General features: G+C 71.7%; 19 protein-coding genes and 1 pseudogene. 10 read left to right on the forward strand and 10 right to left on the reverse strand.

The features are described 5' to 3' along the window. The first annotated feature begins 33 nt into the window (after positions 1-33). Complete coding sequence (locus tag ACTWQO_RS06000; protein WP_210571459.1) at positions 34-243, forward strand: MbtH family protein; 210 nt, start codon at positions 34-36, stop codon at positions 241-243. Positions 244-245: 2 nt separating this feature from the next. On the opposite strand, the gene ACTWQO_RS06005 is transcribed toward ACTWQO_RS06000, so the two are convergent. Then, positions 246-2,081: a glycoside hydrolase family 15 protein gene (locus ACTWQO_RS06005; protein WP_443236158.1), complete on the reverse strand. Its 1,836-nt coding sequence runs from the start codon at positions 2,079-2,081 to the stop codon at positions 246-248. 226 nt (positions 2,082-2,307) lie between these two features. Next, positions 2,308-3,087: a DeoR/GlpR family DNA-binding transcription regulator gene (locus ACTWQO_RS06010; protein ID WP_443236159.1), complete on the reverse strand. Its 780-nt coding sequence runs from the start codon at positions 3,085-3,087 to the stop codon at positions 2,308-2,310. Positions 3,088-3,211: 124 nt separating this feature from the next. Here ACTWQO_RS06010 and ACTWQO_RS06015 point away from each other — a divergent pair, with 124 nt between their 5' ends. Together ACTWQO_RS06015 and ACTWQO_RS06020 are read left to right on the forward strand one after the other, a co-directional pair. Next, a complete protein-coding gene (locus tag ACTWQO_RS06015; RefSeq protein WP_443236160.1) occupies positions 3,212-4,093 on the forward strand; it encodes an SIS domain-containing protein in 882 nt (293 codons plus the stop codon). A gap of 12 nt (positions 4,094-4,105) precedes the next feature. After that, a complete protein-coding gene (locus ACTWQO_RS06020) occupies positions 4,106-4,960 on the forward strand; it encodes a class II fructose-bisphosphate aldolase (RefSeq protein ID WP_443236161.1) in 855 nt (284 codons plus the stop codon). Here ACTWQO_RS06020 and ACTWQO_RS06025 read toward each other — a convergent pair. Both ACTWQO_RS06025 and ACTWQO_RS06030 read right to left on the reverse strand, forming a co-directional pair. Next, positions 4,935-5,705, reverse strand: coding sequence for a class I SAM-dependent methyltransferase (locus tag ACTWQO_RS06025; RefSeq protein WP_443236162.1), 771 nt, complete (start codon positions 5,703-5,705; stop codon positions 4,935-4,937). The genes ACTWQO_RS06020 and ACTWQO_RS06025 overlap by 26 nt on opposite strands. A gap of 5 nt (positions 5,706-5,710) precedes the next feature. Continuing rightward, positions 5,711-6,844 (reverse strand): methyltransferase, encoded by a 1,134-nt coding sequence (locus ACTWQO_RS06030; RefSeq protein ID WP_443236238.1) that lies wholly within the window; start codon positions 6,842-6,844, stop codon positions 5,711-5,713. Positions 6,845-7,008: 164 nt separating this feature from the next. Here ACTWQO_RS06030 and ACTWQO_RS06035 point away from each other — a divergent pair, with 164 nt between their 5' ends. Both ACTWQO_RS06035 and ACTWQO_RS06040 read left to right on the forward strand, forming a co-directional pair. Further along, on the forward strand, positions 7,009-7,650 hold the full coding sequence (locus ACTWQO_RS06035; protein WP_443236163.1) for an alpha-ketoglutarate-dependent dioxygenase AlkB family protein: 642 nt from the start codon (positions 7,009-7,011) through the stop codon (positions 7,648-7,650). Between the two features lie 36 nt (positions 7,651-7,686). Further along, complete coding sequence (locus tag ACTWQO_RS06040) at positions 7,687-8,931, forward strand: ROK family protein (protein ID WP_443236164.1); 1,245 nt, start codon at positions 7,687-7,689, stop codon at positions 8,929-8,931. A 10-nt stretch (positions 8,932-8,941) separates the two neighbouring features. Here the strand turns inward: ACTWQO_RS06040 and ACTWQO_RS06045 are convergent, their stop codons facing one another. Then, the gene (locus ACTWQO_RS06045; RefSeq protein ID WP_443236165.1) at positions 8,942-9,781 is read right to left on the reverse strand and encodes a helix-turn-helix transcriptional regulator; all 840 of its coding nucleotides are present in this window, start codon (positions 9,779-9,781) and stop codon (positions 8,942-8,944) included. 101 nt (positions 9,782-9,882) lie between these two features. Between ACTWQO_RS06045 and ACTWQO_RS06050 the strand changes: the two genes are divergently transcribed. Beyond that, a complete protein-coding gene (locus ACTWQO_RS06050; protein WP_443236166.1) occupies positions 9,883-10,590 on the forward strand; it encodes an SDR family oxidoreductase in 708 nt (235 codons plus the stop codon). 18 nt (positions 10,591-10,608) lie between these two features. Here the strand turns inward: ACTWQO_RS06050 and ilvY are convergent. Continuing rightward, a pseudogene (gene ilvY, locus ACTWQO_RS06055) lies at positions 10,609-11,456 on the reverse strand (HTH-type transcriptional activator IlvY). An 88-nt stretch (positions 11,457-11,544) separates the two neighbouring features. Here ilvY and ACTWQO_RS06060 point away from each other — a divergent pair. Next, on the forward strand, positions 11,545-13,014 hold the full coding sequence (locus ACTWQO_RS06060; protein ID WP_443236167.1) for a ketol-acid reductoisomerase: 1,470 nt from the start codon (positions 11,545-11,547) through the stop codon (positions 13,012-13,014). Here ACTWQO_RS06060 and ACTWQO_RS06065 read toward each other — a convergent pair. Genes ACTWQO_RS06065 through ACTWQO_RS06080 form a run of 4 tightly spaced genes read right to left on the reverse strand, consistent with a single transcriptional unit; the run spans position 13,011 to position 15,480 of the window. Next, entirely contained in the window at positions 13,011-13,400 is a 390-nt protein-coding gene (locus ACTWQO_RS06065) for a tautomerase family protein (RefSeq protein WP_443236168.1), read from the reverse strand. The two genes, ACTWQO_RS06060 and ACTWQO_RS06065, sit on opposite strands and share 4 nt — an antisense overlap. Before the next feature lies 1 nt (position 13,401). After that, positions 13,402-14,322: a phosphotriesterase family protein gene (locus ACTWQO_RS06070; protein ID WP_443236169.1), complete on the reverse strand. Its 921-nt coding sequence runs from the start codon at positions 14,320-14,322 to the stop codon at positions 13,402-13,404. After that, positions 14,319-14,903, reverse strand: coding sequence for a DUF4865 family protein (locus ACTWQO_RS06075; RefSeq protein WP_443236170.1), 585 nt, complete (start codon positions 14,901-14,903; stop codon positions 14,319-14,321). The genes ACTWQO_RS06070 and ACTWQO_RS06075 overlap by 4 nt, the downstream gene beginning before the upstream one ends. Positions 14,904-14,913: 10 nt before the next feature. Next, complete coding sequence (locus tag ACTWQO_RS06080) at positions 14,914-15,480, reverse strand: TetR/AcrR family transcriptional regulator (RefSeq protein ID WP_443236171.1); 567 nt, start codon at positions 15,478-15,480, stop codon at positions 14,914-14,916. 178 nt (positions 15,481-15,658) lie between these two features. Between ACTWQO_RS06080 and ACTWQO_RS06085 the strand changes: the two genes are divergently transcribed. Genes ACTWQO_RS06085 through ACTWQO_RS06095 form a run of 3 tightly spaced genes read left to right on the forward strand, consistent with a single transcriptional unit; the run spans position 15,659 to position 19,256 of the window. Continuing rightward, positions 15,659-15,952: an SHOCT domain-containing protein gene (locus tag ACTWQO_RS06085; RefSeq protein WP_443236172.1), complete on the forward strand. Its 294-nt coding sequence runs from the start codon at positions 15,659-15,661 to the stop codon at positions 15,950-15,952. Continuing rightward, positions 15,949-16,698, forward strand: a complete 750-nt coding sequence (locus ACTWQO_RS06090; RefSeq protein ID WP_443236173.1) for an ABC transporter ATP-binding protein — start codon at positions 15,949-15,951, stop codon at positions 16,696-16,698. The genes ACTWQO_RS06085 and ACTWQO_RS06090 overlap by 4 nt, the downstream gene beginning before the upstream one ends. Then, positions 16,695-19,256, forward strand: coding sequence for an ABC transporter permease (locus ACTWQO_RS06095; RefSeq protein WP_443236174.1), 2,562 nt, complete (start codon positions 16,695-16,697; stop codon positions 19,254-19,256). The genes ACTWQO_RS06090 and ACTWQO_RS06095 overlap by 4 nt, the downstream gene beginning before the upstream one ends. Positions 19,257-19,407: the final 151 nt, after the last annotated feature.

Raw genomic sequence — 19,407 nt, forward strand, 5'->3', positions numbered from 1 at the left:
GAAGGCAACTCACCTACAACGGAAGGAACCGGCATGACCAACCCCTTCGAGAACCCCGACGGCGTCTACTCCGTGCTCGTCAACGACGAGGGCCAGCACAGCCTGTGGCCCGACTTCGTCGACGTACCGGCCGGCTGGAGTGTCGTCCACGGTCCGGCACCCCGGCAGGAGTGCCTGGACCACATCGAGGCCAACTGGACGGACATGCGCCCCAAGAGCCTGGTGCGGCGCATGGACGGCTGAGGTCAGCCGAGAGCGCGGTCGAGATTGAAGGCCGCGCTGATCAGCGCGAGGTGGGTGAACGCCTGCGGGAAGTTGCCCTGTTGCTCGCCGGTGTGGCTGATCTCCTCGGCGTACAGGCCGAGATGGTTGGCGTACGTGAGCATCTTCTCGAAGGCCAGGCGTGCTTCGTCGATCCGGCCGGCGTGGACCATGGCCTCGACGTACCAGAACGAGCAGATCGAGAACGTGCCCTCGTCGCCGCGCAGTCCGTCCGGGCTGGCCTGCGGGTCGTAGCGGTAGACGAGGGAGTCCGAGACCAGGTCGTGGGTGAGGGCGTCGAGCGTGGACAGCCACTTCGGGTCGGTCGGGGCGATGAACTTCGTCAGCGGCATCATCAGTACGGCCGCGTCCAGTACGTCGCTGTCCTCGTACTGCACGAACGCCTGCCGTGTCTCGGACCAGCCGCGCTTCATGATCCGCCGGTAGATCCTGTCCCGGTGCCCGCGCCAGCGGACCAGGTCGGCGGGCAGACCGCGCCGGTTGGCCATGCGGATGGCCCGTTCGATCGCGACCCAGCACATCAGGCGTGAGTACAGGAAGTTCTTGCGGCCGCCGCGGGTCTCCCAGATGCCCTCGTCGGGCTGGTCCCAGTTCTCGCAGACCCAGTCCACCAGGGCGCACACGTCGTCCCACTGGTCGCTGGAGATGGGCTTCGCCCACTTGTCGTAGAGGTAGATCGAGTCGATGAGCGCGCCGTAGATGTCGAGCTGGAGCTGCTCGGCCGCGCCGTTGCCGATCCGCACCGGCGCGGACCCCAAGTGCCCTTCGAGGTGGCCGAGTTCCTGCTCGGTGAGGTCGGTGCGCCCGTCGATGCCGTACATGATCTGCAGCGGGCCGGAGGGTTTGCCGTCGCCCGGACTGACGTGCCGGGTCACGAACTTCATGAACGCCTCGGCCTCGCCGGTGAAGCCCAGCCGCAGCAGGGCGTACACGCAGAAGGCGGCGTCGCGCACCCACACATACCGGTAGTCCCAGTTGCGTTCGCCGCCGATCTGCTCGGGCAGGCTCGTCGTCGGCGCGGCCACGATCGCCCCGGTCGGCGCATAGGTGAGCAGCTTCAGGGTGAGCGCGGAGCGGTGCACCATCTCCCGCCAGCGGCCCCGGTACTGGGACTGGGAAAGCCAGCGCCGCCAGTAGGCCACCGTGACGTCGAACTGGCTCTCAGCCTCGGTGCGCGCGCACCCGCGCGGATGCACGGTGCCGCCGACCTGGTCCAGCGCGAACACCGCCGACTCGCCCTCGGCGAGCTTGAAGTCGGCGCGCGCGTCCAGGCCTTCGGCTTCCAGCGGCACGGTCGCGGTCAGCCCCAGCGACAGGCCGTCGGAGGCGAACACCGCCACGTCGCCCTCCATGCGCACGGTGTGCGGGACGCGGCCGTAGTCGAAGCGGGGCGCCACCCGTGCGCGGAACGGGATGGAGCCGCGTACGCACAACACCCGTCGGATCAGCCGGTGCCGGGCGACCTCCTCGGCCTCGTGGCCGATCGGCATGAAGTCCTGCACCTCACCGACGCCTTCCTCGGTGAAGAACCTGGTGATCAGGACGTTCGTGTCCGGGAAGTAGAACTGCTTGGTCCGGGCCGGCACCGAGGCGGCGAGCTCGAAGGCGCCGCCCCGCTCCGTGTCCAGGATCGCCGCGAAGATGCTGGGTGCGTCGAAGGACGGGCAGCAGTACCAGTCGATGGTCCCGTCGGTCCCCACCAGGGCGACGCTGCGCAGATCGCCGATCAGCCCGTGCTCGGCGATCGGCAGATACCGCGAAGCCCCCGGTACGCCCTGATCGCTCGGTGTCCCGTCCATCACAGCCTCCCTGGCCCGGCCCCGTACCGCAGCCTCCCTGGCCCGGCTCGCACCGCGTCACAGTCAGCCTAGGCGTTTCGCTGGAGGCGCGGTGACAAAGCCACAGGCCGGTGAGGGCTGGTCGCGCAGTTCCCCGCGCCCCTTACGGGGCGCGATACCGCACCGGGGTTGGTTCAGGCCGCTGAGGTCCGTCCGGTGCGTCCCGGCGGCACAATCGGCCACGGCGTCAGACGGCGATCACCTGGATTCCGGCCTCCTCGAACCGCTGCACCGTCTCCGGCCCGGCCGCCGTGTCCGTGACCAGCGTGTCCACCGCGTCGGCGGCGCAGATCCGGGCGAATGCCCGGCGCCCCAGCTTGCTGGAGTCGGCGGCGACGACCACGCGCTCGGCCCGCTCGCACAGCAGCCGGTTGATCGCGGCCTCCGCCTCGTCGTGCGCCGCGGCGCCGTGGGTGACGTCGAAGGAGACGACGCCGAGCACGGCCACATCGATCGTGATCTGGCTGAGGACTCCGTCAGCGAGCGGCCCGATGAGCTCGTACGACTGCGCCCGCGCGACCCCGCCGGTCACCACGATCTTGAACTGGGGCCGGACGGCCAGCTCGTTGGCGATGTTGAGGGCGTTGGTGACGACGGTCAGCGCGGGGGAGCCGGACGCGAGATCGCTGCGTACGGCCAGCGCGCGGGCCACCTCCGTGGTGGTCGTGCCGCCGGTCAGCCCGACCGCCTCACCCGGCGCGACGAGATCGGCGACCGCCTTGGCGATCCGCTGCTTCTCGGAGGCGTGCCGGGCGGTCTTGTAGCGCAGCGGAAGTTCGTACGACACGCCGTGTACGACCGCGCCACCCCGGGTGCGTACGAGCATCTGCTGCTCGGCCAGCTGGTCGAAGTCGCGCCGGATCGTCGCCGCCGACACCGCCAGCTCGGCCGCCGCCTCTTCGACCTCCAGCCGGCCGCGCTCGACGAGCAGCTCCAGCAGCGCCTTCCAGCGGGCGTCCCGCGACATCCGCACCCTCCGTCCCTCGATCTTCCGGCGACCTTAGCGCACGCCCATCTCGCGGGATTGCTTGATTGTGCTCGAAAACTGGCTATATCTTGCAAGAACAATCAAAGTGCGGGAGGGGTACTGCATGACCCATGTCGAGGACGAGCTGACCAGCCAGCCCGAGTGCTGGACGCGGGCCGCGGCGGAGGCCGGCCGGCACGGCGGAGTGCTTCCGGCGCCGGGTGAGCGGGTCGCGATCGTCGGGTGCGGCACGTCGTACTTCATGGCGCAGGCGGCGGCGGCGCTACGGGAAGGCGCGGGACAGGGCGAGACGGACGCGTTCGCCGCCTCGGAGTTCCCGTACGGCCGCTCGTACGACCGTGTGGTCGCCCTCACCCGCTCCGGCACCACGACCGAAGTCCTGGAACTGCTCGGGCAGTTGAGAGGCCGCACGCGCACGACCGCCGTCACCGCCGACCCCGGCACGCCCGTCATGACGGCCGCCGACGACGTCGCAGTCCTGGACTTCGCGGACGAACGGTCCGTCGTGCAGACCCGGTTCGCGACCACCGCGCTGACCCTGTTCCGCGCCCACCTGGGCCTGCACACCGACTCCGTCGTGGCCGACGCCCGCACCGCGCTCGCCACCCCGCTGCCCGAAGGGCTCGTCGACTGCACGCAGTTCACCTTCCTGGGCCGCGGCTGGACCGTGGGACTGGCCAACGAGGCTGGACTGAAGATGCGCGAGGCCTCCTTGGCGTGGACCGAGGCCTATCCGGCTATGGAGTACCGGCACGGCCCCATCAGCATCACTACCCAGGGCACCGCCACCTGGATGCTCGGGGAACCGCCCGAGGGCCTGGCCGGACAGGTGCGGGCCACCGGCGGATTGTGGGTGGCCGGAGATCTCGACCCGCTCGCCGAACTGGTCCGCGCCCAGCGGCTCGCGGTCGCCGTCGCCGCGGCGCGCGGCCTCGACCCGGACCGGCCCCGACACCTCACCCGCTCGGTGATCCTCGCCGACTGAAGGGACGTACCCGTGCCCCTCACCACCACCGGCGAACTCGTCCCCCGGGCCGCCGCAGCCCACTCCGCGGTCGCCGCCTTCAACATCATCACGCTGGAACACGTCGAGGCCGTCATCGCCGGCGCGGAATCCGTGGACGCTCCCGTCGTCCTCCAAATCAGCGAGAACGCGGTCAAGTTCCGCTACGGCCGCCTGCTTCCCCTCGCCCGCGCCGCCGTCGCCGCCGCCGAACGCGCCGCCGTACCCGTCGCGTTGCACCTCGATCACGTCCAGAGCGACGACCTGCTGCGGCAGGCGCCGGGCGCCGGCTTCAGCTCCGTGATGTACGACGCGTCGCGGCTGCCGTACGAGGAGAACTTGGCGGCGACCAGGGCCGCCGTCGACTGGGCGCACGCCCAAGGGCTGTGGATCGAGGCCGAGTTGGGAGAGGTGGGCGGCAAGGACGGAGCGCCGCCGCTCGACGCCCACGCCCCCGGCGCTCGTACCGACCCCGCTCGGGCCCGTGCCTTCGTCACCGACTCGGGAGTCGACGCCCTCGCGGTGGCCATCGGCACCTCGCACGCCATGACGACCCGCACGGCCACCCTCGACCACGCCCTTCTCAAACGCCTCGCCGCCGTCCTGGACGTCCCGCTGGTCCTGCACGGTTCCAGCGGCGTACCCGACCCCGAACTCACCGCGGCCGTCGCGGGCGGCATCGCCAAGGTGAACATCGGCACCGCCCTCAACCTCGCCATGACCGGCGCGATACGGGAGTACCTGGCCGCCCACCCCGAGGCCGTCGACTCGCGGAAGTACCTGAGTGTGGGGCGGGAGGCGATGGTACGGACGGTCGCGGAGATCATCCGGGTGCTGGGCGGGCGGTGAGCAGCGGCTGGTAGAACGAAGCGTGCCACGTGACGTCCGTGAAACCGGACGTGGTCAGCAGGTCGGTCAACTGCCCGCGGGTCAGCGCCCAGTAGGTGGTTCGACGCACGCGCACGCTCCAGCCGTCGCCTGCCGGGACGAGCTGGAAGTGTTCCAGGTCGTAGCGCTCGCCGTCCTCGTGCCAGTGCCACAGCTGAAAGGTGATCACCTCACCGTCCCCGGTGTGCGAGACCTGGGGAGGGGTCGCTGTGGGCTTGGTCCGCCGGGCCTCGTCGTAGTCCCGGACGGTGAGCACCAGCAACCCGTCCGCACGCAGCACCCGGCGGATGCCCGTCAGCGCCGCCTCGACGTCCCGCGCCGACAGCAGATGCGGCAACGCGTTGTCCGCACAGACGACGACGTCGAACGCGGACGGCGTGAACGGCAGCCGCCGCATGTCCGCGACGGCCACCGGAAGGCGTACGCCACGAGCGGCGGCTGCGGCGACCGCGCGTGCGGCCGCCACGGGACTCAGGTCGCTGCCGACGACCTGATGGCCCAGCCGCGCCAGCCCGATCGCCTGGGTACCGATTCCGCAGGAGCAGTCGAGGACCCTGCGCGGTCCGGCTCCCGGACGCGGCCGGATCAGCTCGTCCAGCACCGTCCCCTGCCGCGCCATGCTCGCGTCCCAGTCCGGGAAGATCAGGTGGTAGTCGGGGGCCAACTCGTCGTAGAAGTCCCGCACCGAATCGTCGGACCCACCCACGGCGTCTACTCCTTGACGGTTCGCAGCACCACGAACTTCGGGTCGCTGGCGACCAGTTCACTGTTGCCGAACAACCGCCGCAGCTTCAGGTGGTAGCCCAGGTGCCGATTGCCGATCACCCACAGCTCACCCCCGGGCCGCAGCGCGCGCCACGCCTCGCTGAACATCCGCCATGCCGTCGCGTCGGTCGTCGCCTGGTGGGAGTGGAACGGCGGATTGTTGAGCACGAGGTCGACGCTGCCTGCGGGCACCCCCACCAGCCCGTCCCCGACCCGGAACTCGGCATGCCCCGGCACGCCGTTCGCCTTGTACGTCGCCTCCGCCGAGGCCACGGCCTGGAACGACTCGTCCGTGAACAGCACCTCTGCCTCGGGATCGGCCAGCGCGATCGCCGTACCGACGACACCGTTGCCGCAGCCCAGATCGACCACGCGTGCCCTACCGGCGTCGTACGGCAGATGCTTCAGGAAGAAGCGCGTGCCGATGTCGAGCCGTTCGGCGCAGAACACGCCGGCGTGGTTGACGACGGTGGCGCCGGAGGCCGGGCCGATGTCGTCGGGGAGCGTGTAGGTGTGCGGCCAGGGGTTGGCGGGCGGCTCCTGGGCGGCCTTGGGTGTGCAGAAGATGAGCCGGGCCTTCTTCTCCGCCAGCGAGGTGCGGGTCGCACCGAGGATCCGCTCGAACAGCCTCAGCGTGGAGGTGTGGATCTCCTTCACCATGCCGGTACCGACGACGACCGTGCCCTCATGCACCGCGGGCGCCAGCCGCAGCAGCTGGTCCTCCAGGAGCGCCAGGCTCTTCGGCACCCGGACGAGGAGGACGTCGACCCGGGCGGGCGCCGGATCCTGGGTGGTGAGGAGGGTGACCGCGCCCGGCTCGACGTCGTTGCGCGCGAGGTTCGCGCGGGTCGCCTCCTGGCCCAGATACGAGTCCGTGATCTGCACCGGCCGATGCGCCGCGAGCGCCGTGACCAGGGCGCCCCAGCGGTCGCCGAGAACCACGACCGTGCCGGACAGCGGGACCTCCTCGTCCGCGAGATGCCTCACCAGATAGTCGTCGGAGGCATCCCACGCGCGCAGCCTCTCGCGCGGGTCCTCGGGGAATCGGGCCAGCGCGAGCTCGCCCCAGGGCGTCGTCATACGGTCGTTCATCGTGCGACCAGACTAAGCGCCCTGGTGAAGTGAGCTGCGGTTGGGCAGCGCCCCGAAGGGGCGCGGGGAACTGCGCGACCAGCCACAACGCGCCCGCAGGCGAAAGACGGCCTGTCACGCACTCCCGCGGAGCGCTCCGGCAGGATGGACGCATGGACGCCGAGCTGTTCCCCAGGGGCCGTACGGAGGTCGCGCCCGGCGCGGTGCACGTGCCGGACTGGCTGGACGCGGAGCGCCAGCGCGAGCTGCTGGAGGCCTGCCGCGAGTGGGCCCGTCCGCCCGCCGGTCTCCGCACGGTCCGCACACCCGGCGGCGGCACGATGACCGCCCGGCAGGTCTGCCTGGGCTGGCACTGGTATCCGTACGGCTATGCCCGCACGGTCGTCGACGGGGACGGTGCGCCCGTGAAGCCGTTCCCGGAGTGGCTGGGCGAGTGGGGGCGGCGGGCGGTGCGGGACGCCTTGGGCGAACCGACTGTGGTGTGTGACATTGCACTGATCAACTTCTACGACGCCGACGCCCGCATGGGCATGCACCGCGACAGCGACGAGAAATCCGACGCGCCGGTGGTGTCGTTCAGTCTCGGCGACACCTGCGTGTTCCGCTTCGGCAACACCGAGACCCGGGCCCGGCCGTACACGGACGTCGAACTGCGCAGTGGGGATCTGTTCGTGTTCGGGGGACCGTCCCGGCTCGCCTACCACGGGGTGCCTCGGGTGTTCCCGGGCACGGCACCGCCCGAGTTGGGGCTGACCGGGCGGTTGAACGTCACGCTCAGAGTCAGCGGCCTGTAGCCCGCTCGACCTGCGGATCATGGGAGACTCGCCGTCATGAGCGGGAAGGCGGACCCCCGGCCGGCGGGGGAAGGGACCACCTCGAGGACGCGGTTGGACCGGGGGCGCGGTGCGCTCGGGCCCGCGCTGGAGCTGGTGCACACCGGGCGGGCGCCGACCCGGGCCGTGCTCACCGCGGAGCTGGGGGTGACCCGGGCGACGGCGGGCGCGGTGGCCGCCGAGCTGGAGGCGCTGGGGCTGATCCGGGTCGACGCCCGGCCCGGCGCCGCGGCCGGTTCGCAGGGGCGGCCCTCGCACCGGCTGTCCGTCGCCGAGGACGGGCCCGTCGTCCTCGCCGCACAGGTGCACGCCGACGGATTCCGGGCGGCACTGGTCGGGCTCGGCGGCCGGATCGTCGCCACCGCGCCGGGCTGCGAGACCGTCGACGCCGACCCCGCGAAGGTCCTCGGATCCGTGGTGGAGGCGGGCGCCGACCTGCTGCGCACGACCGGGCGGCGCTGCGTGGGGGCCGGGCTCGCCGTGCCGTCCGCGGTCGCCGAACCGGACGGTCTGGCCCTGAACCCGCTGCACCTGGCCTGGCCCGTGGGCGCGCCCGTCCGCCGGATCTTCGCGGAGTGCGTACGCGCCGCAGGGATCACCGGACCGGCGTTCGCGGGCAACGACGTCAACCTCGCCGCGCTCGCCGAACACCGGCACGGCGCGGGCCGCGGCGCCCGCGACCTGCTGTGCGTGGCCACCGGGCACCGGGGCGTCGGCGGCGCGCTCGTCCTCGACGGGCGCCTGCATACGGGCAGTTCGGGCCTCGCCCTGGAGGTCGGCCACCTCACCGTCAACCCGGAGGGCCGCCCCTGCCACTGCGGCAGCCGCGGCTGTCTCGACGTCGAGGCCGACCCGCTGGCCTTCCTCACCGCGGCGGGACGCGAACCCGGCCCCGAGGTGTCGCTGGTGCAGCAGTCCGACGACCTGATCCGCAACCGGTACGACGACCTGTCCGTCCGCAGGGCCACAGAGGAGCTGATCGACCGGCTCGGCCTCGGTCTCGCGGGCCTGGTGAACATCCTCAACCCGGACCGCATCATCCTGGGCGGACTGCACCGCACCCTGCTCGACGCCGACCCGGAGCGGCTGCGAGCCGTCGTCGCCGACCGCAGTCTGTGGGGGCAGAGCGGCAGCGTCCCGATCCTGGCGTGCACCCTCGACCACAACAGCCTGGTCGGTGCGGCGGAGCTGGCGTGGCAGCCGGTGCTGGACGATCCGCTGGGGGCCCTGGCCCACGCGTGACCGGGTACCTCTAGCCCACGAGTGACTGGGTGCCGAGGACGGAGAGCAGCTCCAGCTTCTCGGCGGCCTCGGTGCCCGGTTCGGCCGAGTACACGAGGATGTGCAGATCGTTGCCCTCGACCCGGAGCAGATCGCAGTCCAGCGTCAGCAGGCCCACCTGAGGATGCTCGATCGTCTTGCGCGATGCCTCGAGCCGGCCGACGACACCCGCGTCCCACAGCTCGGCGAACCTCTCGCTGCCCGCACGCAACTCCGCGATCAGTCGCCGCAGTTGACGGTCGGCGGGATACCGGGCAGCCGTCGCCCGCAGTTCGGCGACCATGCCGATCTCGAACGCGCGCCGCTCGTCCGGGGTGTGCCGGACCCGGGTGGGAGCGCCGAGGAAGTTGCGCCACACCCCGTTGCGTTCGAAGCCGCGCCAACCGGAGGGATCGCCCATCAGCGCCGCGTACATCGGGTTGGCCATCAGCAGCGTCATGGCCGCGTCGGAGACGCCGACAGGGGTGTCCACCAGCCGGTCCAGCAGCCGCTGGACGCTCGGCGTGATGTAGGCGGGCACGGTTTCGGGACCCGGAGGCACCAGCCCGGCCAGCCGGAACAGGTACGTCCGCTCGTCCCCCGTCAGCCGCAGCGCCCGGGCCAGGGCTTCGACGATCTGTCCGGACGGGTTGACCGCCCGCCCCTGTTCGAGGCGGGTGACGTAGTCGACCGAGATCCCCGCCAGCAGGGCCAGTTCCTCGCGACGCAGCCCGGCCGCGCGCCGCTGACCACCGGCCGGCAGCCCGGCGGTCTCCGGGGCGACCCGGTCCCGCCAGCGCCGCAGGGCCCGCCCGAGTTCCGTCGTCGTCATGTCCCCAGTCAACCGCGCCGGCCGCGACGGTGCCTGGTACTGGGAGTCCCAGGAAGAAGGGTCCGCTGGCTGTCCACCCGGTCGAGCGGGAAGGTGGAGCCATGACCACAACACTCATCACCGGAGCGAACAAGGGACTGGGCTTCGAGACCGCCCGCCGGCTCGTCGCAGCAGGTCACACCGTCTACGTCGGCGCCCGGGACGCCGAGCGGGGCCGCCGCGCCGCCGAACAGCTCGGCGCCCGGTTCGTCCAGCTCGACGTCACCGACGACGCCTCCGTCCAGGCCGCCGCGAAGACCATCGAGGCCGAGGGCGGGCTCGACGTACTGGTCAACAACGCCGGCATCGAAGTGCGGGGCGAGAACAACAGCATCCCCGCCGCCGCGGACACCACCGCCGACGAGATGCGAACGGTGTTCGAGACGAACGTCTTCGGCGTCGTCCGCGTCATCCACGCCTTCCTGCCGCTGCTCCAGCGGTCCGCGGCCCCCGTCGTGGTGAACCTCAGCAGCGGCCTGGCCTCACTGTCCCGGCTCTCCGACCCGGACGCACCGGCCCACTTCTACCAGGCCGTCGCCTACCCGACCTCGAAGACGGCCGTCAACATGATCACCGTGCAGTACGCGAAGGCCTTCCCGACCATGCGGATCAACGCCGTCGAACCCGGCTTCACCTCGACGGACCTCAACGGGCGCACCGGCACCCAGACCGCCGAGCAGGGCGCCGAGATCATCGTCCGCATGGCGCAGGTGGGCCCGGACGGTCCGACCGGCGGCTACTTCGACGTGGACGGTCCGATTCCCTGGTAGGCCACATCGGCCGACCGCTCAATCCGTCAGGCTCCACAAGGCCGCCACCAACGGCCGCCGCAGATCCGCCCGCCGCACGCACAACCCGATCGGGAACGGCTCCGGCGGCGGATCAGCGGGCAGCACGACAGCCGCTCGCGCACCGCACTGTGCTCCAGTACGAGACGGGGGACCACGCCCGTGCCGCAGCCCAGGGCGACCAGCGTCAGCAGCCCCTCGTGTCCATCGGGTTCACAGGCCACGTCGGGTGTCGTCCCACGGGCGCGGAACCAGCGGTCGGCGGCCTCGCGGACCAGCCCTCTGTGGGGCAGGACGAAGGGCCCGTCGAGCCCCGGGTCCGGTCGGTCCCGCGCGGTGACCAGGACCAGCTCGGTCACCGCGACCGTCCGGCTCACCAGCGGCTCCGGCAGCCTGGCCGGAATCCCCGCGACCGCCACGTCCACCTCGCCCTCGTCGAGCCGGGCCAGCGCGGCGGCCGCGTCACCGGTCCGCAGATCGAGCCGCACCTGAGGGTGGGCCGCACGGAAGGGCGCCAACAGATCGGGCAGCAGTGCCTGGCAAGCGGTCACCGTGGCGAACACGGCCAGGCGGCCGGTCAGTTCGGCCGGGTCGGGATGCTCCTCCCGGTAGGAGCGCCACAACTCCAGCGCTTGGAGGGCGTATTCACGGAACCGGTGCCCCTCCGCCGTCAGCGCCACCCCGCGCGGCCCCCGGTCGAACAGCCGGTGCCCGAGATCGGCCTCCAGCCGCTGCACGGTCCGTGTCAGCGTCGCCGGACTGACATGGCAGTCGAGGCTCGTCCGGCCGAAGTTCAGCGTCTGCGCCAGATGCAGGAAGAGCCGCAGCTCCCGATGGTCGTCCCGCACCCCGCCACCTGGACCTTTCGCTTCACGCAACACGGCGCTGCACAAGTTGCGCTTGCCGCAACGCTCGCCGTGAGCCTACAACTCCTCCATGACCTCGACCACGTACACCTCCCGCGTCTTCCCACTCGAAACCATGGACGTCCCCAGCGGCACGGAGACCATCCTGCGCGGCGGCCGGCACCTCTTCCCGCTGCTGCCGCAGGCCTTCGCGGACGTGCGCCGCATCGGCGTCATCGGCTGGGGCCCGCAGGGCCGCGCCCAGGCCCTCAACCTGAGGGACTCGCTGGCCGGTACGGACATCCGGGTCGCCGTGGGACTGCGCCCCGGCTCCCGCTCGGCCGCCGACGCCCGCGCTCACGGCTTCACCGAGGACGACGGCACGCTCGGCGACTGGCTCGCGGTCACCGCCGACAGCGATCTGGTGATCCTGCTGATCGCGGACGCCGCGCTCGCCGCCCATCACCCGGAGATCTTCAGCGCGTTGCAGCCGGGCGCCGCGATCGGCCTCTCGCACGGCTTCCTCCTCGGCCACCTCCGCGCAACCGGCGGCGACTTCCCGCCCGGACACCCGGTGATCGCCGTGTGCCCCAAGGGCATGGGCGACTCCGTGCGGCGCCTGTACCAGCAGGGCGCGGAGATCAACGGCGCCGGGATCAACAGCAGTTTCGCCGTGCACGCCGACCCCGACGGACGGGCCACGGACCTCGCGCTCGGCTGGGCCGTGGCGCTCGGCTCGCCGTACACCTTCCGCACCACCCTGGACAGCGAGTACCTCTCCGACATCGTCGGCGAACGCGCCATCCTCCTAGGCGCCGTCCACGGCATCGTCGAGAGCCTCTACACCCGCTGCCGCCTCGCCGGGGACGACGAGGTGACGGCGTACGAACGGTCCTGCGAGAACGTCACCGGCCCGATTGCCCGCACGATTTCACGCGCCGGGCTGCGCGCGGTGCGCGAGGGGCTGGACGCGACCGGACGGGATGTCTTCGACCGCGCGTACACGGCGACGTACGCACCGGCCCGCGAGGTCATCGCGGAGATCTACGACGAGGTCGCCGACGGCACCGAGCTGCGCAGCGTGATCCTGGCCGAACGGCGGCTCGGCGCCCGCCCGATGAGCGAGATCGGCGGCTCGCCGATGTGGGCGGCGGGGGAGCGGGTGCGGCCCCGGCGGGCCGAACGCGGCCTGCCCGTGGACCCGTTCACCGCCGGCGTCTTCGTCGCCACCATGACCGCGCAGATCGACGAGTTCGCCGAGCGCGGCCACCCCTGGTCCGAGATCGTCAACGAGTCGGTCATCGAGGCCGTCGACTCGCTGCTCCCGTACATGCACGCCAGGGACGTCGCCCACATGGTCGACAACTGCTCCCGCACGGCCCGACTCGGCGCCCGGCGCTGGGGCCCACGCTTCCAGGCCGCCTACGAGCAGATCGCCTACCCGGCCGCGCAACTCCCGTCGGATACGGCCCTGTTGACGGCCTTCGACACCCACCCCGTCCACGAGGCCCTGGCCGCGGCGGCGAAGCTCCGGCCGTCGGTGGACATCGCTGTGGCCTAGTCCTGTTCGGCGTACTGCGCCACCCCGTGCCCCAGCGACCAGTCGATCGACGCGTTCTCGGTCAGGGTGACGAACACGTTCCGCGGCTCGGTGCCCGCGTAGGCGTGGGCGAGTTCGGCGATCCGCCGGTACAGTGCCTGCTTCTGCGCGGGTGTGCGTCCGGCGCGCAGTGTGATGGCGACGTAGACGATGCCGTCGTCGCGATGGACGCCGAGATAGTCGCCGTAGCGCAGTGTGCTCGTGGTCCCGTCATGGCCGACCAGGACCTGGAAACGGTCGTCGGACGGGATGCCGATGGTCTCCACGAGGGCGTCATGCACGGCGCGGCCGAGCGCGTCGAGGCGGTCGGGGTCGGCGCCGAGGGCGTCGATGCGGACGAGGGGCATGTCAGCGGTACTCCTTCGATGATGGCCGGGCGAAGGCGCGGGCCGGGTTGTCCGTCAGGATCCGGCCCACCAACTCGGCGCCCAGCGCGACTTCCAGCCGCTGCCGCACGCGGCGCAGCAGATACGGCATACCGGGGCCGCCGTTGACCGAGCGGGCGGCGGCCGTCGTCGTGTCGCCGCCGAGGAGAACGCGGTCGCCGAAGCCGGCGTCGGCGAGAGCCCGTACGGCGTCCGGCATGTGCCAGTCCGTGGTGTGGTGGGCGCGTGACGGCCCGTCAAAGGCGAGGTAGCAGCCGGCGGACGCTGCCTCGCGGTGCACGACGAGGTCGGGGGAGCGGTTGAGATGGCCGAGAACCACCCGCCCCGGCGGCACCGCCAACTCGCCGCACAGCAGGTCCAGTACGTCGAGCGCCCCCGTGCCCAGCTCCAGATGCACGGCGATGGCCGCACCGGTCGCATGATGCGCCTCGGCCGCCGCGCCCATCGCCCAGCGGGTGTGCGCATCCAGCGCGTGAAACCCGCCCGCGACCTTGATGAACCCGGCGCGCACGCCCGACGTCCCGATGCCCTCCGTCAGTTCGGCCACGAAGACGTCGGCGAGTCTTCCGCGCAACTCGGCGAGCGTCCTGTCGTCGTAGTGGACGGCCTGGTGCAGCCCGGTCGCGGCGACGACATGCACCCCCGACTCGCGGGAGAGCGAGGGCAGATCGGCGGCCCGCCGCCCCATGCCGTACGGCGTCCACTGCACGACGGCCGATCCACCGATCGCGCGGAACGCCTCCAACTCGGCCCGCGCGGCCGAGGCGTCGTTCAGCTCCTGGCCGGGCAACTGCGGGCTGTGCAGAAACAGGTGATCGTGCGCGTCGACGACCCCAAGCTCCTCCGGGCGCACATCCCCGAGAACCGTACGAACCGCGGTCACCACTGCCGCCCCCGCGGCAACTCGCCCCGTCCAGGCGCCGACAGATGCAGCACCTCGTAGACCTCGCCCTCGGCCTTCGGCGTGTCGTGCTCCCAGAGCGAGAAGTGGACGAGCTCCCACGCGCGCGTGTCGACAACGGCCGCTGCCAGGACCGCGCCGTCCTGACCGGCCAACCGCTCGGTCTCGCCCACCGCGTCCGCCATGAACGCGGCCAACTCCACACCGTCCGGCACCGTTCGGCGCCGCCGCACGGCGGACACGGCGGGGGAGCCGGCGGCACCGCCCTCCTCGTAGGCGAGCCCGGTCCATTGGTGGACCCGTGGCCGGCCGAAGTCGTCGACCGGCCCCTGGAAGGCGCCACCCCACAGGAAGCTGTTCATGCCCCGCAGGGTGTTCCACAGATAGAACGGCCCGTACTGGTTGACCGGCGAACCGTGCACCCCCCGCTCGCGCATCAGGTAGGCCTTGATGCCGAGGCCCGCCCAGTCGTCGAGCAGATGCCCGACGCGGGCTACCCGGGAGCGGATGACGCCCATGTCGTAGTCGGCGGGCAGGGTGAACTCGTACTGCATCGCGTGCATCGACGTCTCCTCAGCGGGTCTCGTCGCGCGCGAGCAGCGACAACAGCCCTCGTACGCCCGCGTCGAACGCCGCGGGCGACCCGGACGCGCGGGCCAGGACGTAACCACCCTGAACGGTCGCGACGACGGCCGCCGCGATCTCCTCGCCGTCCAGCGAGGGCGCGAACTGGCCCTGTTCCTGGCCCTCTTCGACGATCCCGGCGATCCGCTCACGGAGCCAGTCGAGCGTCTGGTCGACCGGCGCGCGCAGCTCGGCGTCGGCCATGACGTCCGGATCCATCGTCAGCCGGCCGATCGGGCAGCCGCGCAGCACATCGCGCTCGCGCCGCAGATACGCCTCGATCCGCTCGTACGGCGTCCCCTGCCCGCCGAGTACTCCCTCGGCGGTAGCCCGCATCTCCTCGGCCGTCCGCCGGATCGCGGCCAGCGCGAGGTCCGGCTTCCCCTTGAAGTGGTGGTACATGCTGCCCTGTCCGGCGCCCGCGCGCTCCAGGATCGCCTTGGGGCTGGTGCCCACATAACCGCGCTCCCACAGCAGCTCGCGGGTGGACTCGATCAGTCGCTCCGGGGTGCTCATGCACCCACTGTACATACTAGTAGTTACAGAGTCGAGGCGTGTGGGGGAGCAGCACGAGAGAGCCCCCGTACTCCCGGGGAGGTACGTGCACTGCCGCTGGCCGTACGACGACCCGGACCCCTCCCCGGAGCCAGTCTCGAGACATCACCGGAAGACCCCTCTAGGGAGATGAACCGAGATGCAGACCCTGGCGAACTGGGACGGCGGACCCGGCCCGTGGATCCTGTTCTTCCCGCTGATCTGGGCGGCCGTCGTCGTCGGCGCCGTCACGCTCCTGCGCCGCACCGTCTGGCGAGGCCGACGCGGACCGTGGCGCCCGATGGACGACCACCGCCCGTCCGGCGACTCGCCGATCGCCATGCTCGGCCGGCGCTTCGCCTCCGGCGAGATCGACGAGGACGAGTACTGGCGCCGGCTCTCCGTCCTGGACGAGCAGTTCGGCCGCCACGCGGACAAGGGCGGTGCGGCATGACGGTCACGACCGAAGTGCGCACGGCCGCACGAGTCGTCGACGCGGTGAAGGTGTACGGCGGTGGCGACACCGCCGTACGCGCCCTGGACGGCGTGAGCGTCGGCTTCCCGGCCGGCCGCTTCACCGCGATCATGGGCCCCTCGGGCTCCGGCAAGTCCACCCTCATGCACTGCGCGGCCGGCCTCGACACCCTCACCTCCGGAGCCGCCTTCATCGGCGACACCGAGCTGGGCTCCCTCGACGACCGCCGCCTCACTCTCCTGCGCCGCGACCGCGTGGGCTTCGTGTTCCAGGCGTTCAACCTGGTGCCGACGCTCACCGTGGCCGAGAACATCAGGCTGCCGCTGGACCTGGCGGGCACCAAGGGCGACCCGGAGTGGATCGACGCGCTGATCGACGTCGTCGGCCTGCGCGACCGGCTGCACCACCGGCCCTCCGAGCTCTCCGGCGGCCAGCAGCAACGTGTCGCCGTGGCCCGGGCGTTCGCCGGACAACCGGACGTCGTCTTCGCCGACGAACCGACCGGCAACCTCGACTCCCGCTCCGGCGAGGAGGTCCTGGGCCTGCTCGGCCGCACTGTACGGCAGACGGGCCGCACGGTCGTCATGGTCACCCACGATCCGGCCGCCGCAGCCCACGCCGACGAGGTCGTCTTCCTCGCCGACGGACGCCTGGTCGACCGTATGGAATCGCCGACCGCCGACAAGATCCTGGACCGACTGAAAGCCTTCGAGGTGCCCTCATGAACGCCTCAGTACGCCTGAGCGTGTCCTCCCTGCGCGCCCACAAGCGCCGCTTCGCCGGGACGTTCCTCGCGGTGTTCCTCGGCGTTGCCTTCCTGGCCGGGACGCTCGTCATGGGCGACACGCTGCGCGCCAGCTTCGACACGATGTTCGGCAACGCGACGAGCGGCACCGACGCCGTGGTCCGCAGCGCCGACGCCATCACCACACCCGGCGAGAGCGAGGGCGTGCGGGAGCCGGTCGCCGCCGACCTGGTGGACAGTGTCGAGCGGGTGCCGGGCGTGGCGGCGGCCGTCCCCGACATCCAGGGCGCCGGCCAACTCGTAGGCAAGGACGGCGACCCCGTCGGAGGCGCGGGCCCGCCCACCCTCGCCGGGAACTGGATCACCGACCCGGACCTCAACTCGTACGAACTCGCCGAAGGCCGCGCCCCGGAGAAGTCCGGCGAGGTCGTCGTCAACCGCGGCGCCGCCGAGCGCGGCGACCTGAAGATCGGCGACACGACGGTCCTGCGCACACCCGACCCCGTACAGGTGACGATCGTCGGCCTCGCGACCTTCGGCGGCGAGGACGGCATGGCGCAGGTGACCTACACCGGCATGACGCGCGCCGACGCCGAGAAGTACCTCACGGCCAGGCCCGGTGAGGCGTCGAGCATCCTGGTGCGAGCCGGCCCCGGCGTGAGCGAGCGGGAGCTGGTGGACCGCCTGACTCCCGTACTGCCCAGCGGAGTCGAGGCCATCACCGGCCAGGAGTCGGCCGAGGAGAACACGGAGATGATCTCCAGCCAGTTCCTGTCCATCTTCACCACCCTCCTCCTGGTGTTCTCCGGCATCGCCCTGCTCGTCGCGACCTTCTCCATCCACAACACCTTCGCGATCGTCGTGGCCCAACGCACCCGCGAGAACGCCCTGTTGCGCGCGCTCGGCGCCTCCCGCCGCCAGGTGACCGCCTCGACCCTGGTCGAGGCGAGCGTGGTGGCCGTGACCGCTTCGCTGGCAGGTCTTGCGGGCGGAATCGGCATCGCGGCCGCACTGCAGGCGCTGTTCCCGGCGATCGGATTCCCGTTCCCCGAGGGCGACTTGGTCATCAGCGCGCTGTCCATGCTGCTGCCGCTCGCGGTGGGCATCGTGGTCTGCCTGGGCTCCGCCCTGCTGCCCGCGGTACGCGCCGGCCACACGGCACCGCTGGCCGCGCTGCGCGAGACCTCCGTCGACCACTCGGACGCCTCCCGCCTCCGCGCCGTCCTCGGCTCGGGCCTCGCCGCCCTGGCCGTCGCGGTGACGCTCACCGGCGTCCTGATGACCCCGTCCATCTGGCTGGCCGCCACCGGCGCCGTCCTGGCCCTGGTCTCCTTCGTGGTCCTCGGCCCGGTCGCCTCCTCCACGGCTGTACGCATCCTCGGCGGACCGCTCGACCGCCTGCGCGGCGTCACCGGCGGGCTCGCCCGGCGCAACGCCCTGCGCAGCCCCAAGCGGACGGCCGCGACCGCCAGTGCCCTGATGATCGGCGTGGCGGTGGTCTCGCTGTTCACGGTGTTCGGCGCCTCCCTGAAGGCGACCATGGACCAGACCGTGTCACGGTCCTTCGCCGGCGACATCGCCGTGAGCACCCCGTCCCTCGGGGCGGGCGGCAGCGGACTGAGCCCCCGTCTCGCCGGAGCCGTCCAGGACCTTCCCGAGGTCGACACGGCCGTAGGACTCGGCCGTGGCGTCGCCGAAGTCGACGGCAAGGGACGGGCATTGACCGTCACCGACCCGATCGCCCTGGAGCGCACCTTCGACCTCGGCAAGGTCGACGGCTCCCTCCGCGACCTCGGCACCGACGGCATCGCCCTCACCCGCAGCGAGGCCGACAAGCAGAACCTCACGACCGGCGACAAGGCGCAACTCACCTTCACCGACGGCAAGAAGGAGACCTTCACCGTCCGCGCGGTCTATGGCCAGTCCGAAATAGCGGGCGACTACGTCATCACCCGCGCTGCCTGGTCCCCGCACCGCACCCAGGACGCCGACACTCTCGTCGCCGTCTCCTTCAAGGACGGCGTGAGCATGGACGCGGGCAAGGCCGCGGTGCAGAAGGTGGCCGACCAGTACGGCAACCCGGAAGTCCAGACCCGTGACGAGTACGCGCAGTCCGCGGCAGGCGGCATCGACATGATGCTCACCCTCGTCTACGCCCTGCTCGCCCTGGCGGTCCTCATCGCGCTCCTCGGCATTGCCAACACCCTCACCCTGGCGATCCACGAACGCACCCGCGAACTGGGCCTCCTCCGTGCCGTCGGCCAGACCCGCCCCCAACTGCGCGCCATGGTCCGCTGGGAGTCGATCCTCGTCGCCGCCTTCGGCACGGTCGGCGGCCTCACCCTGGGCGCCTTCCTGGGCTGGGTCCTGGTCAAGGCCTCCGACGGCGCAAGCGACAGTGCCTTCGCCTTCGCACTGCCGCCTCTGCAACTGGCGGTGGTGGCCCTGGTGGGTCTCGCGGCGGGAGCCCTGGCAGGCCTACGCCCGGCACGCCGAGCAGCCCGCCTGGACGTACTGAGGGCAATAGCCACCGAGTAACGGCAAGAGCACCCAGCACATCTAAACGCCGGTGGGCCCGCACCACCAACCAACGGCAAGGGCCCACCAACTGCCACTGGTCCGACGCGCCGGCCGCGAGGGAGCCGTAGGGAGCGCGCCGGTGTCGAGACCCCGAACGCGCGGATGCGCG

This window comes from Streptomyces sp. 4N124 (assembly GCF_052245395.1).
GTDB lineage: Bacteria > Actinomycetota > Actinomycetes > Streptomycetales > Streptomycetaceae > Streptomyces.

Excerpts from the sequence above, each read along its gene's own strand:
- ACTWQO_RS06000 (WP_210571459.1), top strand. The coding sequence starts at position 34 with ATGACCAACCCCTTCGAGAACCCCGACGGCGTCTACTCCGTGCTCGTC.
- ACTWQO_RS06005 (WP_443236158.1), bottom strand. The coding sequence starts at position 2,081 with ATGGACGGGACACCGAGCGATCAGGGCGTACCGGGGGCTTCGCGGTAT.
- ACTWQO_RS06010 (WP_443236159.1), bottom strand. The coding sequence starts at position 3,087 with ATGTCGCGGGACGCCCGCTGGAAGGCGCTGCTGGAGCTGCTCGTCGAG.
- ACTWQO_RS06015 (WP_443236160.1), top strand. The coding sequence starts at position 3,212 with ATGACCCATGTCGAGGACGAGCTGACCAGCCAGCCCGAGTGCTGGACG.
- ACTWQO_RS06030 (WP_443236238.1), bottom strand. The coding sequence starts at position 6,844 with ATGACGACGCCCTGGGGCGAGCTCGCGCTGGCCCGATTCCCCGAGGAC.
- ACTWQO_RS06035 (WP_443236163.1), top strand. The coding sequence starts at position 7,009 with ATGGACGCCGAGCTGTTCCCCAGGGGCCGTACGGAGGTCGCGCCCGGC.
- ACTWQO_RS06040 (WP_443236164.1), top strand. The coding sequence starts at position 7,687 with ATGAGCGGGAAGGCGGACCCCCGGCCGGCGGGGGAAGGGACCACCTCG.
- ACTWQO_RS06045 (WP_443236165.1), bottom strand. The coding sequence starts at position 9,781 with ATGACGACGACGGAACTCGGGCGGGCCCTGCGGCGCTGGCGGGACCGG.
- ACTWQO_RS06050 (WP_443236166.1), top strand. The coding sequence starts at position 9,883 with ATGACCACAACACTCATCACCGGAGCGAACAAGGGACTGGGCTTCGAG.
- ACTWQO_RS06060 (WP_443236167.1), top strand. The coding sequence starts at position 11,545 with ATGACCTCGACCACGTACACCTCCCGCGTCTTCCCACTCGAAACCATG.
- ACTWQO_RS06065 (WP_443236168.1), bottom strand. The coding sequence starts at position 13,400 with ATGCCCCTCGTCCGCATCGACGCCCTCGGCGCCGACCCCGACCGCCTC.
- ACTWQO_RS06075 (WP_443236170.1), bottom strand. The coding sequence starts at position 14,903 with ATGCACGCGATGCAGTACGAGTTCACCCTGCCCGCCGACTACGACATG.
- ACTWQO_RS06080 (WP_443236171.1), bottom strand. The coding sequence starts at position 15,480 with ATGAGCACCCCGGAGCGACTGATCGAGTCCACCCGCGAGCTGCTGTGG.
- ACTWQO_RS06085 (WP_443236172.1), top strand. The coding sequence starts at position 15,659 with ATGCAGACCCTGGCGAACTGGGACGGCGGACCCGGCCCGTGGATCCTG.
- ACTWQO_RS06090 (WP_443236173.1), top strand. The coding sequence starts at position 15,949 with ATGACGGTCACGACCGAAGTGCGCACGGCCGCACGAGTCGTCGACGCG.
- ACTWQO_RS06095 (WP_443236174.1), top strand. The coding sequence starts at position 16,695 with ATGAACGCCTCAGTACGCCTGAGCGTGTCCTCCCTGCGCGCCCACAAG.